Raw genomic sequence first — 13,972 nt, forward strand, 5'->3', positions numbered from 1 at the left:
CTATTGAGGCGTTCCCACGCAGAGCGTAGGAACGATCATGCGCTGAAATTCAGGTCGCATCCGCATGACTGACCATGCCTTTGATCACCACCGCAGTGGTGGCCAGCGCTGCGGGAATCACCAACGCCGTCAACACCTGCTCAAAGTTCCAGCCCAACCCGAGCAACGTCGCGCCCATCCACGCCCCGAGAATCGCGCCAAATCGGCCAATCCCGAGCATCCACGACACGCCGGTCGCCCGTCCCTGAGTCGGATAAAACCGCGCCGCCAGCGACGGCATCGCCGATTGCGCACCGTTCACACACATCCCGGCCACCAGCACCAAAGTCGCCAGCAGCGTGATATTTCCAAGGCTCTGCCCGACCGCGTAGGCAAACACCCCGGCCATCAGGTAGAAAATGCCGATGACCTTGTGCGGATTGAACCGATCCATCGCCCATCCCACAGCCACCGCGCTCAATACCCCGCCAAACTGGAACAACGCGCCGATGAACGCCGCCTGCTCCATGCTCGCGCCGCTGTCGCGCATGAGTGTCGGCAGCCAGCTGGTCAGTAGGTAAACAATCACCAGGCCCATGAAATAGGTCAGCCACAGCAGCAAGGTGCCGGTGCTGTAAGTGCCGGAGAAGATCACCGCGAACACGTTGCGCGCCTTCACGGTTTTCTGTTCCGGCACACTGAAGCTGGAGGCTTGGGCGACGACAACCGGATCAATCGGCGCCAGGGTTTTGCGCACTTTGTCAGTGCCACGGTTACGCACGACCAGGTAGCGCGCTGATTCCGGCAGCCAGAACAGCAGCACCACAGCGAGGATCAACGGCAGGATCCCGCCAATCAGCAGCAGGCTGTGCCAACCGAACGCCGGGATCAGTTTTGCGGAAATAAACCCGCCGCCCGCCATACCGAGGTTGAAGCCGCAAAACATGCTCGTCACCAGCAGCGACTTCTTGCGCTCCGGGGTGTACTCCGAGAGTAGCGTGGTCGCATTCGGCATCCCCGCGCCCAGACCAAGCCCCGTCAAGAAGCGCAGCACCAACAGCTGTTCAACGTTGCTGCTGTACGCCGACGCCAGACTGAACGCGCCGAACAACACAACCGCCCCCACCAGTACGACTTTTCGTCCGAAGCGGTCAGCCAAAGGCCCGGAACCGAGTGCGCCGAAAACCATCCCGATCAACGCAGCACTCATCACCGGGCCAAGGCTGGCGCGGTCGATGCCCCAGTCCTGCGACAGCGCCGGGGCAATGAAACCCATCGCGGCGGTGTCGAGGCCATCGAGAAACACAATCAGAAAACACAGGATCACCACCCGCCACTGATAGCGCGAGATCGGTTGGGCGTTGATGAAGGTCTGCACGTCGAGGCAGTTACCTACAGCGGACTGAGGCTGGTTCATTATTTTTATTCCACGCAAAAAACGCAGTCGAACGACGGCCGGCCAAAGAGCGGCACGGGCACAAGAATAGAAGGTTGTAATCAGGCGTTGCGCTGAGCTCGGCAACAGCGGCTGGAACGCAGACAGTCGGGGATCATGCGCATGGTGAGTTGCCTCTTGTCATTATTATGGGAGTCGGCAGTCCGGCGGGCTCATTCACATCAGCGCCGGATGACGCTGCCGCGACATTAATGATCCGAGGGTTTTAGCGTCAATTCGATAAACGCAACACTGTGCGTTTATCGAACAGCTTCATCAGGCAAACAACTGCGCACTGAGGTCGCGGCTGGCACTGAGCAGGCCCGGCAGGAAGCGCTGCTCCAACTCGGTACGGCTGACGCGACCGGCATGGGTGCTGACGTTGAGCGCGGCGACAACCTGGCCCGAGGCGTCGTAAACCGGCACGGCAATCGAGCGTAAACCTTGCTCCAGCTCCTGATCGACGATGCACCAGCCTTGCTGCCGCACCTCTTGCAAACATTCGAGCAAAGCATCCGGGGTGTGGATCGTGCGGCTGGTCTTGGCGACCAGTTCAGCGTGGTCGAGGTATTCACCCAGCGACGTGTCATCCAGCGCCGCCAACAGAATCCGTCCCATCGAGGTGCAATACGCCGGCAGGCGTCCACCCACCGACAGATCCACCGAAATCAGCCGCTGGGTCGTGGCCGAACGAGCGATGTAGAGAATGTCGTCGCCCTCCAGCGTGGCCATGTTGCAGGCCTCGTGCAGTTGCTCGCTCATGCGGTCGAGGTAAGGCTGGGCCGACACCGCCAACGGTGTCGACGACAAGTAGGCATGGCCGAGGGTCAGCACTTTCGGCAGCAGCGAATAGGTACGGCCATCGGTGGTGGCGTAGCCGAGCTTGATCAAGGTGTGCAGGCAGCGGCGCACGGCGGCACGGGGAATTTCCGTGCGGTGGCTGATCTGGGCGATGGTCAGGTGGCGTTTGCGCTCCTGAAAGGCCTGAACCACTGCCAGGCCTCGGGCCAGCGAGGTCATGAAATCCGGATCACCGGTCAGCGCCTGGATCCGCTTGGCGGGCGAGGCAACAATCGGCGGCGCCACGGAGGTGAAGGAGTTGCGCATTTGATCGTTCATTTCTTGTCCTTTATACGGATCCCGCGCGGATCAATGGCTATACAAACGACTTGGCGCACGATGCACAAGGGCTGAGGCACCAACATTGGGCGATTATCGAACCGTCGACCGATAATCGCAATCGACGCTGCCGCGCTCACCCGGCCTTGTGATCGCTGCTCAACTTGCGCAGCCGATTGAATTGCCCCCTTAGTTGATCGACTAAATGGCGCCAAAAACAGATCGCCTGACGAATAACGGTTTATTCGCACTTCAACTAGAGACAAAACTTGCGAGTAACAAAACGATCACACATCCAGAACCGTTTTTAACTTGGCAAAGATAGTCATTCCTGAATCGACCGCTATAATGCACCTCAGTGGCACCGCGTTGTTAATCGCCGAGGTCGCCACCTGTTGACGCGATGCCTATCGCCGTCAGCCCCGGCCAGCGCCTGATGTTCATTACCCATGCAATAGCAGCGCTCGCTGAAACTGGAAACTGATGCTGCGTCAGTTTTAATCTGGTGCCGTAGCCGCCTGTAACACGGAAGTCTTGAACGCCCTGCCGATGACACCAATGCCTGCACAGGCGTTGCGCTTTCGACGGGTTCGCTCAATCGATTCGTTGCAGTGCGTTTCACCAGACATTTATCTCAACTCAAACAGGTAGCACTGTGACGAAAGACGAACTGCGCGCGGAACTTGAGCGCCAGGAACAACGTTACAAGGAAGTTTACGGCGGGGAAGTCACCACCTACGCCGCTCAGCCAGAACCGGAACGCAAAGCGTGGCGTAAACGCCCCACCGTTCAGGATCAGGTCTTCAAGCAAGAGATTGAAAAGATCGAAAAGGAACTCAAAGCCGAAGAGCCATGAGTCGCGGTTCTTGAATCTTTCGAAGGTCAGCGAACGCACCGGTTACAAGCGCGGTGGAACGACGATGCCTTGCGCGCCCGCTACCCGCGGGCAGCGGCTATCTCCCTGTCTTGCAGGCTGAAACAGAGCGGCCTACAGGTTTCAGAGATATTTCAGACAAGCGTTTGAGCCGTTCATACGCCCGCAAAAACACCTTACCTTTGAGTATTTTTTCAATAAATTCAAAGAGTTGAAAAACCCTGCGTGACGCTTGGTTTTCATGCGCTGCAACAAATTAAATCGAAGAAGAGTGTTACCGATGAGCAGGTAGGGCATCGATTTCGAGACTTTTCTGGCATAATCGCGCCCCCTTACGACCGGGTCAGAAAACCTTCATGATCGATTTATTCAGCGGACTGGATGCTTGGGTGCTTGTGAGCCTCTTGCTCGCCCTGACTTTTGTCCTCGCCTTCGAGTTCATCAATGGATTTCATGACACCGCTAACGCGGTAGCCACTGTTATCTACACCAAAGCCATGCCGCCTCATCTGGCGGTGTTCTTCTCCGGTGTGTTCAATTTCCTCGGCGTGCTGCTGGGTGGCGTTGGCGTGGCGTATGCCATTGTCCACTTGCTGCCGGTTGAGCTGCTGATCAATGTGAACACCGGCCATGGCCTGGCGATGGTGTTCTCGTTGCTTGCCGCGGCAATCACCTGGAACCTCGGCACCTGGTACTTCGGTATCCCGGCGTCCAGCTCGCATACCCTGATCGGTTCGATCCTCGGTGTCGGCCTGGCCAATGCCCTGATCAACGATATCCCGTTGGCCGATGGGGTTAACTGGCAGAAAGCGATCGACATCGGCGCTTCGCTGGTGTTCTCGCCCATGGCCGGTTTCCTGATCGCTGCACTGGTGCTGATCGGCCTGAAATGGTGGCGCCCTCTGTCGAAGATGCACAAGACGCCGGAACAGCGCCGCAAGCTCGACGACAAGAAGCATCCACCGTTCTGGAACCGTCTGGTTCTGGTGATCTCGGCCATGGCCGTGAGCTTCGTGCACGGTTCCAACGATGGTCAGAAAGGCATCGGCCTGATCATGCTGGTACTGATCGGTATTGTCCCAGCGCAGTTCGTACTCGACCTGAACAGCACCACTTACCAGATCGAACGTACTCGCGACGCGACGCTGCACCTGAGCCAGTTCTATCAGCGCAATGCCGATTCGCTGGGTGAATTCCTCGCGCTGGGCAAAAGCGTGGAAGGCGACCTGCCGGAGAAGTTCCGCTGCAATCCGCAGCAGACCGAACCGACCATCAGCGCCCTCCTGCACACCCTTAAAGGTGTCGCCGACTATCATTCGCTGTCCTCCGACAGCCGTGTAGAAGTCCGTCGCTACCTGCTGTGCCTGGACGACACCGCGAAGAAAGTCAGCAAGCTGCCAGTCCTGGAAGCCCGTGAAAAGGCTGATCTGGACAAACTGCGCAAAGACCTGACCACCACCACTGAATATGCGCCGTTCTGGGTGATTCTGGCGGTTGCGCTGGCCTTGGGCCTGGGCACCATGGTGGGTTGGAAACGTGTGGTATTGACCATTGGCGAGAAGATCGGCAAGCAGGGCATGACCTATTCGCAGGGCATGTCGGCGCAGATCACTACGGCCAGTTTGATTGGCTTGGCCAACATCTTCAGCTTGCCGGTGTCGACCACTCACGTTCTGTCTTCGGGCGTGGCTGGGACCATGGTTGCTAACAAGAGCGGTCTGCAGGGTGGCACGGTTCGTACCATTCTGTTGGCGTGGGTGTTGACCCTGCCGGCGACGGTGGGGCTGTCGGCCGGGTTGTTCTGGCTGGCTTCGAAGGCGCTGGGTAGCTGATAGATAGCGTTCAATGAAAAAGGCGCGATTCGAGAGGATCGCGCCTTTTTTGCTTTTTGGAGGTTTGGTTGGGGGGGCATATCCGTTGCTGCGGGTGTTGCCGCTGGCGGTTTCGCTCTTACAGCGAGTCACCTTTTCCAAACGCCGAAAAGGTAACCCAAAAGGCTTGGCCCCGGCGTACGGCACTTCGCTGAGGCTCAGTGTTCCCTCGCTACGGTGCCCATCCGGGGGCATCGCCTACGGTTTGCTTCGCTGCACCTCCTCTCGATGAATGCGGCTTCGCCGCACGGCGCTACGCGCCTACCCCCTGATGAACACCTCCGCTCGGCCTGCCGAAGGGGCTGAAGGGCAAAAGCCAAAGCAGATCAAAAGATCGCAGCCTGACTTTTCCCCTGTAGGAGCTGCCGAAGGCTGCGATCTTTTGATTTTGTTGTTTCGGGGGTTGGGGTTGGGATTGGGGTTGGGGGCATATCCGTTGCTGCGGGTGATGTTTCTGGCGGTTTCGCTCTTACAGCGAGTCACCTTTTCCAGACGCCGAAAAGGTAACCCAAAAGGCTTGGCCCCGGCGTACGGCACTTCGCTTGGGCTCAGTGTTCCCTCGCTACGGTGTCCATCCGGGGGCATCGCCTACGGCTGGCTGCGCTGCACCTCCTCTCGATGTGTTTGGCTCCGCCAAACGGCGCTGCGCGCCTACCCCCGGATGCACACCTTCGCTCGGCCTGCCGAAGGGGCTGGACATCAACAGCCAAAGCAGATCAAAAAACGCAGCCTGATTTATCCCCTGTAGGAGTTGCCGAAGGCTGCGATCTTTTGATTTTGTTGTTTGGGGGGTGGGATTGGGGTTTGGGGGCATATCCGCTGCTGCGGTTATGGCTGCTTAGGGTTTCGCTCTTACAGCGAGTCACCTTTTCCAGACGCCGAAAAGGTAACCCAAAGGCTTGGCCCCGGCGTACGGCACTTCGCTTGGGCTCAGTGTTCCCTCGCTACGGTGTCCATCCGGGGGCATCGCCTACGGTTTGCTGCGCTGCACCTCCTCTCGATGTGTTTGGCTTCGCCAAACGGCGCTGCGCGCCTACCCCCTGATGAACACCTCCGCTCGGCCTGCCGAAGGGGCTGAAGATCAAGAGCCAAAACAGATCAAAAGAACGCAGCCTGATTTATCCCCTGTAGGAGCTGCCGAAGGCTGCGATCTTTTGATTTTGTTGTTTTTTTTGGGGGGTGGGATTGAGGTTTAGGGGCATATCCGTTGCTGCGGTTATGGCTGCTTAGGGTTTCGCTCTTACAGCGAGTCACCTTTTCCAGACGCCGAAAAGGTAACCCAAAAGGCTTGGCCCCGGCGTACGGCACTTCGCTTGGGCTCAGTGTTCCCTCGCTACGGTGTCCATCCGGGGGCATCGCCTACGGCTGGCTGCGCTGCACCTCCTCTCGATGTGTTTGGCTTCGCCAAACGGCGCTGCGCGCCTAACCCCCGGATGAACACCTACGCTCGGCCTGCCGAAGGGGCTGGAGAGCAACAGCAAAGCTAAAGCCAAAACAGATCAAAAGATCGCAGCCTTCGGCAGCTCCTACACGGAATGAGTACCACCGCCAGAGCTTGGTCGGCTGTAAGGCCGCCATCGCTGGCAAGCCAGCTCCCACAAAAAACCAGTACACCCCAAACGCGGCGCATGCCGCCCCACTCAACACAATGAGCGTTAGCTCGAGTACCGCTCTTGATCTCGGAGCCCGTCGGCAGGCTGAGTGGAGGGATTGATCCGGGGGTGGGAGCGCAGCGACCGTTTGGCGAAGCCAAATGCATCGAGAGGAGGTGCAGCGCAGCAAACCGTAGGCGATGCGCCCGGATCAATCCCGGAGCGAAGGAACCCGAGCCTAAGCGAGGGCCGAACGTCAGGGTAAAGCCCTTTTGGTTACTTTTGGGGCGTCTGCCAAAAGTGACCCGCCGTAAGGGCGGAACCCCAAGCAGCCATCACCCAAAAAACGGATATACATCAAAAACAACCAACAACATGGTCGGCCCACAGGCCGCCAAGGCAAAAAAGGGCAACCGAAGTTGCCCAAAATGCCTTGCGTGCTCATCAATCCAGAAGAATCACTTCTTGCGCTTATTCGCATCCTTCCAGATAAAAAATCCAAACCCTGCAAAAAACAGAACCATGAGGCCGACAGTCAGCACCCCGGCAAACACCACGTTATCGAAAAACATGACTGGCCTCCTGGCCCCTGCTCTGCTGCGATGGAGCTAAGTTACCAAACACACAGGCGCACAAATTGACCGGGATCAATGCCAGCAACGAAGGGGGATAAAGGAGGGAAAATAACTGACCTGCATCAACGGATGCAGGGGGAGGTCAACGCTTTTTCGGCTTGTTCTTCGACTTTTTCTTGGTTTTGCCCAACGGCATCGCCTGCTCGAAAGCCTGACGCACCTCATTCAGGCGCTTCTCTTTAATGTCATGCACCCGCTTCGCGCGTTCAGTGCTGAGGTCGATCAGTTTGTCGTCTTGGCTCATGGCGTTCGGTACATCGCTTGAAAGAATCACAACTGCCGCATCACTGGCAGGACTGAACCAATAATGCAGCCTGACGCCAGCGCTGACCAGCCATCGACACAACGCACCTTCAACAATTGATGTACCCGCGGCCGGATTTCCACGCACAATCGGCGCCTGGAACCAGGCCCCATAGGATGTTTGACGTGCCGCTACATCAGGATCTGCCGCCGCTGATGGCCCTGCGCGCCTTTGAGGCCGTGGCCCGCCACTTGAGCTTTATCAAGGCTGCCGATGAGTTGTCGGTGACGCAAAGTGCGATCAGCCACCAAGTGCAAAAGCTTGAAGAATTCCTCAACCTGCGCCTGTTTGTCCGGCGCACACGGGCCATCGACCTGACGCCCGCCGGCGCGTCGTATTACCGGCAGATCGAACCCGCCCTCGCCGCCATCGCCCAAGCCACCCGGCAGCTGCGCGGCGAACAACCGGCCATTCTGCGCATCGGTCTGCTCGCCTCCTTCGCCACGTTATGGCTGGCCCCGCGACTGGCGGATTTCAACGCAAAACATCCGCACATTCATGTCGAACTGCTGCCCGCCGTGCAATTGGCGGATGTCGGCGGTGGCGAAGTCGATTTGGCTATCCGCTATGGCAAGGGCGGCTGGCCGAAAGTCCGCACCCGACGCTTCATGAGCGAAACCCTGACCCCGGTGTGCAGTCCCGCCGCCAAGGCGAAAGGTGTCAATAATGGGCCGCTGCTGATGGCCAAGTCGCACCAGCCGTTCGAATGGATCGACTGGCAGCAACACAGCGGCATCGATCTGGCTCATGTGCCCAGCGTCATGCTGCACGACTACAACATCGTGGTCGAATCCGCCGTCGCCGGCCAAGGCATAGCGATGGGTCGCCAGCGCCTGATCGAACGCCGGCTCAAGGAAGGTGCGTTGGTTCCTGCCTTCGACACGCCGCCCATGCACAGTGAAATTGGATACTGGTTGGTCACGCCCGAACGTCCTCCAAGCCTGGCAGTGCAGAGTTTCAGCCAGTGGCTGGAAGAGATCGCCGACGCATGAGTTATTTGGATACGTCGGATTAAATCTATCCGTTTGTCCACCCCGCTACTCGGCAACATGCTGAAGTCCTTATTCCGGAGGACTTGCCATGACCGACTCACTCACGCACCGCATCCAGCAACTCGGCCTGCAACTGCCCGCGCCGAGCCAGCCTATCGCCAACTACATCAGTCACGTCGTCAGCCAGAACCAGCTATTCATTTCCGGGCAGATTCCACTGTTGGACGGCAAACCCGCATTCATCGGCCGACTCGGCGAAACAATCTCCGAAGAGGAAGGGGTCAACGCCGCCGAACTCGCTGGGTTGGGCCTGCTCGCACAGCTGAGTGATGCTTTGGGTGACGATCTGAGCAAACTGGCGCGGATCATTCGTCTCGGTGTTTTTGTTGCCGCCACGCCTGACTTCCAGCGTCAGGGCGCAGTCGCCAATGGCGCATCGAATCTGCTGGTCAATGCCCTGGGCGAAAAGGGTCGCCATGTGCGCACGGCGGTCGGTGTTTCCAGCCTGCCAAGTGGCGTGGCAGTGGAAATCGACGCAATCTTTGAGCTCCAGCCGTGAATGTCGAGGACATCGCGTTTCTGCGATCAAGAACCCCAGGTTGCAATAACGTCATCCACTTCAACCACGCCGGTGCCTCACTTCCGAGCCAAGCCACCCTCGATGCCGTGATCGCACAGCTGCAACGCGAAGCGCTTGGCGGGCCCATGGAAGTGGCCGACGGTGAGGTGCAGGAAAGGGCTCGAACCGCCGCCGCGGCGCTGCTCAATGCGCAACCCGAAGACATTGCGTTTGCCAGCAGCGGCTCGGCCGCCTGGAGTCAGGCGTTCAACGCGCTGGAACCATGGCAGCCGGGCGAGCGGATTCTGGTGGGCCGTCATGAATGGGCCGGCAATCTGGCCTGCATGGCTGAGGCGGTAAAGGCCGGCGCGCGGCTGGAGGTGATTCCCTGCGACGCCAAGGGCGCCGTCGATCCACAGGCACTGGCGCAGATGATTGATCGCAATGTGCGCCTGATCGCCCTGACCTGGCTGCCCGCCAACGGTGGCCTGATCAACCCGGCGGCGCAGATCGGTGCGGTCGCCCAGCGTCACGGTATTCCTTACTTCATCGACGCCGGCCAAGCGTTGGGGCAGTTGCCCTGTGATGTTCAGGCCCTGCAATGCGACGTGCTCAAGGGCGCCGGGCGCAAGTTTCTGCGGGGCCCGCGCGGCACTGCGCTGCTGTATATCCGCGCGCAATTCCTGCAACGCTTGCTGCCGGCGCAACGCGATGTACTGTCGGCGCCGTGGGACGGCCAGCGCTTCAACTTGCGCAATGACGCCAGGCGTTTCGAGACCAGTGAAGTGTCGCTGGCCTTGCTGGCCGGATTGGCGAATGCGTTGGAGGAACACAATCGAATCGGTGCGATATCGATCCGGCGGCGCATCGAGCAATCAAGCCGCTTGCTGCGTGAACGCTTGCAGACGATTCCCGGCCTGACCCTGTGCAATCTCGGCGCGGCGCAGCTGCAATCCGGGCTGATCGCCTTCACGCTCAAAGGTTGGGACTGTGTTGCGCTCAAACAGACACTGGCCGCACGCCGCATCAACATCGGCGCCAATGGCGTCGCCTACACGCCGCTGGACATGAAAGCACGCGGGCTGGACAGCATTGCGCGGGTGTCGGTGAGTTATCTGAATACGGAAGAGGAAATCGAAGTGTTGCTGGCAAATCTGGCTGAACTGGCCGCTCAGCCTCAGATTTCGATATCGACCCACAAACCCTGACGCGGCTGATCTTCCATCAACGGCACCACCGGCACGGTATTGTCGGCATTCAACTCGTTACCCGGCACCGCCAGATGTTCTTCCGGGTCTTCGTCGGCTTCGCGGCGACGGCGATCACGTTCCTGCTGACGGCGCTGTTCTTCGCGCGCCATCAGTCTATCTTCCTCGGGATCACGCTTTTGCAGATCGATCGTGCTTTCGTTGGAGCTTTCCTGCACCGGCACCACTGGCGGAATGTCCGGCCGCTGGCGGATCGGATCCTGCTGGGAAGTGATCGGCACGGCGCTCAAGGGGAGCATCGGTGGCAACATATTAAGGGTCTCCTGTCAGCAGGCTATCGGCTTGGGCGATGATGGCTTGAGCCGTCGGTCGCAAACTTGTGACCGGGTTGGCACTCACGGGTGCCGCAAATCGTTTGAAAACTGACGGATGACTGCTTCTGTCTGTACTTGCAGCTTGTGGCTAAATGCTTGCCACTGCGCCTAATCCTTTGGCCTCAGGGTCGCATTCCGTTAAGATAGCCCGCTTTTTCAAGGTGGGAGTCAGGCAGCATGGCGCAGCAGTATCAACCGGGGCAACGCTGGATCAGTGACAGCGAAGCAGAGCTTGGTTTAGGCACCGTTCTGGCACAGGACGGCCGCTTGTTGACCGTGCTTTACCCGGCCACTGGCGAAACCCGCCAGTACGCGCTACGGAATGCGCCCCTCACTCGCGTGCGATTCTCGCCGGGTGACAGCATTACCCACTTCGAAGGCTGGAAAATGACCGTGCAGCAAGTCGACGACGTCGACGGGCTGATGGTCTATCACGGTCTCAACGGCCAGAACGAAGCCGTTACCCTGCCGGAAACCCAGCTGTCGAACTTCATTCAGTTCCGTCTGGCCAGCGACCGTCTGTTCGCCGGGCAAATCGACCCGCTGGCGTGGTTCTCCCTGCGTTACAACACGCTGGAGCACACCAGCCGTCAGTTGCAGTCGTCGCTCTGGGGCCTCGGCGGTGTTCGCGCACAGCCAATCGCGCACCAGTTGCACATCGCCCGGGAAGTTGCCGACCGTATCGCGCCGCGGGTTTTGCTGGCGGACGAAGTGGGCCTGGGCAAAACCATCGAAGCCGGCCTGGTGATCCATCGCCAACTGCTCTCGGGCCGCGCCAATCGTGTGCTGATCCTCGTCCCGGAAAACCTCCAGCACCAGTGGCTGGTGGAGATGCGCCGCCGCTTCAACCTGCAAGTCGCGCTGTTCGACGAAGAACGCTTCATCGAAAGCGATGCCAGCAACCCGTTCGAAGACACCCAACTGGCGCTGGTTGCGCTGGAGTGGCTGGTCGACGACGAGAAAGCGCAGGACGCTCTGTTCGCTGCCGGTTGGGACCTGCTGGTGGTCGACGAAGCGCACCACCTGGTCTGGCACGAAGAAAAAGCCAGCCCTGAATACACCCTCGTCGAGCAACTCGCCGAGACTATTCCAGGTGTACTGTTGCTCACCGCCACCCCGGAACAACTTGGCCAAGACAGCCACTTCGCGCGTCTGCGCCTGCTCGATCCAAACCGTTTCCATGACCTGGCCGCCTTCCGCGCCGAGAGCGACAACTATCGCCCGGTGGCCGAAGCCGTTCAGGAACTGCTCGACAAGGGTCGCCTGTCACCTGAAGCACACAAGACCATTCACGGCTTCCTCGGCAACGAAGGCGATGCGCTGCTGACCGCGGTCAACGATGGCGACACTGAAGCCAGTGCCCGCCTCGTGCGCGAACTGCTCGACCGTCACGGCACCGGCCGCGTGCTGTTCCGTAACACCCGCGCCGCCGTCCAGGGTTTCCCGGAGCGCAAACTGCACCCGTACCCGCTGCCGTGCCCCGACGAATATCTGGAACTGCCGCTGGGCGAACACGCCGAGCTGTACCCGGAAGTCAGCTTCCAGGCGCAGCCGGACGCCAGCGAAGAAGAACGCTGGTGGAAGTTCGACCCACGCGTCGAGTGGCTGATCGATCAGCTGAAAATGCTCAAACGCACCAAAGTGCTGGTGATCTGCGCCCACGCCGAAACCGCGATGGATCTGGAAGACGCGCTGCGCGTGCGTTCCGGCATCCCGGCCACAGTGTTCCACGAAGGCATGAACATCCTTGAGCGTGATCGCGCCGCCGCCTACTTCGCCGACGAAGAATTTGGCGCACAAGTGCTGATCTGCTCGGAAATCGGCAGTGAAGGTCGCAACTTCCAGTTCGCTCACCACCTGGTGCTGTTCGATCTGCCGTCGCACCCTGATCTGCTTGAGCAGCGTATCGGTCGTCTCGACCGGATCGGCCAGAAGCACATCATCGAGCTGCACGTGCCGTACCTGGAGACCAGCCCGCAACAGCGTCTGTTCCAGTGGTACCACGAAGCACTTAACGCGTTCCTCAACACTTGCCCGACCGGTAACGCCTTGCAGCATCAGTTCGGCCCACGCCTGCTGCCGCTGCTCGAAGAAGCCGATGACAGCGAGTGGCAAGCGCTGATCGACGAAGCGCGCACCGAGCGCGAGCGCCTGGAAGCCGAGCTGCACACTGGCCGCGACCGTCTGCTGGAGCTCAACTCCGGCGGCGCTGGCGAAGGTGAAGCGCTGGTCGAAGACATTCTTGAGCAAGACGATCAGTTCGCCCTGCCGATCTACATGGAAACACTGTTCGATGCTTTTGGTATCGACAGCGAAGACCATTCGGAAAACGCCCTGATCCTCAAGCCAAGCGAGAAGATGCTCGACGCCAGTTTCCCGCTGGGTGACGACGAAGGCGTGACCATCACCTACGACCGCAACCAGGCGCTGTCGCGCGAAGACATGCAGTTCATCACCTGGGAACACCCGATGGTGCAGGGCGGCATGGATCTGGTGCTATCCGGTTCGATGGGCAACACCGCCGTCGCGCTGATCAAGAACAAGGCGCTGAAACCGGGCACCGTGTTGCTGGAACTGCTTTATGTCAGCGAAGTGGTTGCGCCGCGTTCGCTGCAACTGGGCCGCTACCTGCCGCCGGCCGCCCTGCGCTGCCTGCTCGATGCCAACGGCAACGATCTGTCGTCTCGCGTCTCGTTCGAAACGCTGAACGATCAGCTGGAAAGCGTGCCACGTGCCAGCGCCAACAAGTTCATCCAGGCCCAGCGCGATCAGCTGACGCCACGGATCAACGCCGGTGAAGACAAGATCACCCCACGTCACGCCGAGCGCGTCGCCGAAGCGCGCCGTCGTCTGGCGGCCGACACCGACGAAGAACTGGCGCGCCTGACCGCGTTGCAAGCGGTCAACCCGACCGTGCGTGACAGCGAACTGGATGCGTTGCGCCAACAGCGTGAGCAGGGTCTGGCAATGCTGGACAAGGCTGCGTTGCGACTGGAAGCGATTCGGGTGCTGGTGGCGGGCTAAACCGCC

General features: G+C 59.6%; 11 protein-coding genes. 6 read left to right on the forward strand and 5 right to left on the reverse strand.

Annotation, left to right across the window (positions count from 1 at the left end; genetic code table 11):
• Positions 1-49 precede the first annotated feature (49 nt).
• Together pcaK and pcaR are read right to left on the reverse strand one after the other, a co-directional pair.
• Positions 50-1,396, reverse strand: a complete 1,347-nt coding sequence (gene pcaK, locus JFT91_RS28855) for a 4-hydroxybenzoate transporter PcaK (protein WP_201234619.1) — start codon at positions 1,394-1,396, stop codon at positions 50-52.
• 294 nt (positions 1,397-1,690) lie between these two features.
• Complete coding sequence (gene pcaR / locus JFT91_RS28860; RefSeq protein WP_122591571.1) at positions 1,691-2,533, reverse strand: pca regulon transcriptional regulator PcaR; 843 nt, start codon at positions 2,531-2,533, stop codon at positions 1,691-1,693.
• 655 nt (positions 2,534-3,188) lie between these two features.
• On the opposite strand from pcaR, the gene JFT91_RS28865 reads away from it, so the two are divergent.
• Together JFT91_RS28865 and JFT91_RS28870 are read left to right on the forward strand one after the other, a co-directional pair.
• Positions 3,189-3,389: a hypothetical protein gene (locus JFT91_RS28865; RefSeq protein WP_008080067.1), complete on the forward strand. Its 201-nt coding sequence runs from the start codon at positions 3,189-3,191 to the stop codon at positions 3,387-3,389.
• 374 nt (positions 3,390-3,763) lie between these two features.
• The gene (locus JFT91_RS28870) at positions 3,764-5,239 is read left to right on the forward strand and encodes an inorganic phosphate transporter (protein ID WP_201227654.1); all 1,476 of its coding nucleotides are present in this window, start codon (positions 3,764-3,766) and stop codon (positions 5,237-5,239) included.
• A gap of 2,089 nt (positions 5,240-7,328) precedes the next feature.
• Here the strand turns inward: JFT91_RS28870 and ccoM are convergent.
• The gene (gene ccoM, locus JFT91_RS29905) at positions 7,329-7,442 is read right to left on the reverse strand and encodes a cytochrome c oxidase subunit CcoM (RefSeq protein WP_003222396.1); all 114 of its coding nucleotides are present in this window, start codon (positions 7,440-7,442) and stop codon (positions 7,329-7,331) included.
• A gap of 145 nt (positions 7,443-7,587) precedes the next feature.
• A complete protein-coding gene (locus JFT91_RS28875; protein WP_201227655.1) occupies positions 7,588-7,749 on the reverse strand; it encodes a hypothetical protein in 162 nt (53 codons plus the stop codon).
• A 185-nt stretch (positions 7,750-7,934) separates the two neighbouring features.
• On the opposite strand from JFT91_RS28875, the gene JFT91_RS28880 reads away from it, so the two are divergent.
• From JFT91_RS28880 to JFT91_RS28890, 3 genes are all read left to right on the forward strand, one after another.
• Positions 7,935-8,801, forward strand: coding sequence for a LysR substrate-binding domain-containing protein (locus JFT91_RS28880; RefSeq protein WP_201234621.1), 867 nt, complete (start codon positions 7,935-7,937; stop codon positions 8,799-8,801).
• 88 nt (positions 8,802-8,889) lie between these two features.
• On the forward strand, positions 8,890-9,360 hold the full coding sequence (locus JFT91_RS28885) for a RidA family protein (protein WP_201234623.1): 471 nt from the start codon (positions 8,890-8,892) through the stop codon (positions 9,358-9,360).
• Positions 9,357-10,568, forward strand: coding sequence for an aminotransferase class V-fold PLP-dependent enzyme (locus JFT91_RS28890; protein WP_201234625.1), 1,212 nt, complete (start codon positions 9,357-9,359; stop codon positions 10,566-10,568). Before JFT91_RS28885 ends, JFT91_RS28890 begins: the two co-directional genes overlap by 4 nt.
• On the opposite strand, the gene JFT91_RS28895 is transcribed toward JFT91_RS28890, so the two are convergent.
• Complete coding sequence (locus JFT91_RS28895; protein ID WP_201149558.1) at positions 10,538-10,879, reverse strand: aspartate-semialdehyde dehydrogenase; 342 nt, start codon at positions 10,877-10,879, stop codon at positions 10,538-10,540. The two genes, JFT91_RS28890 and JFT91_RS28895, sit on opposite strands and share 31 nt — an antisense overlap.
• Before the next feature lie 240 nt (positions 10,880-11,119).
• On the opposite strand from JFT91_RS28895, the gene rapA reads away from it, so the two are divergent.
• A complete protein-coding gene (gene rapA / locus JFT91_RS28900; protein ID WP_201234627.1) occupies positions 11,120-13,966 on the forward strand; it encodes an RNA polymerase-associated protein RapA in 2,847 nt (948 codons plus the stop codon).
• Positions 13,967-13,972: the final 6 nt, after the last annotated feature.

The sequence above is a fragment of the Pseudomonas sp. TH08 genome (assembly GCF_016651275.1).
GTDB lineage: Bacteria > Pseudomonadota > Gammaproteobacteria > Pseudomonadales > Pseudomonadaceae > Aquipseudomonas.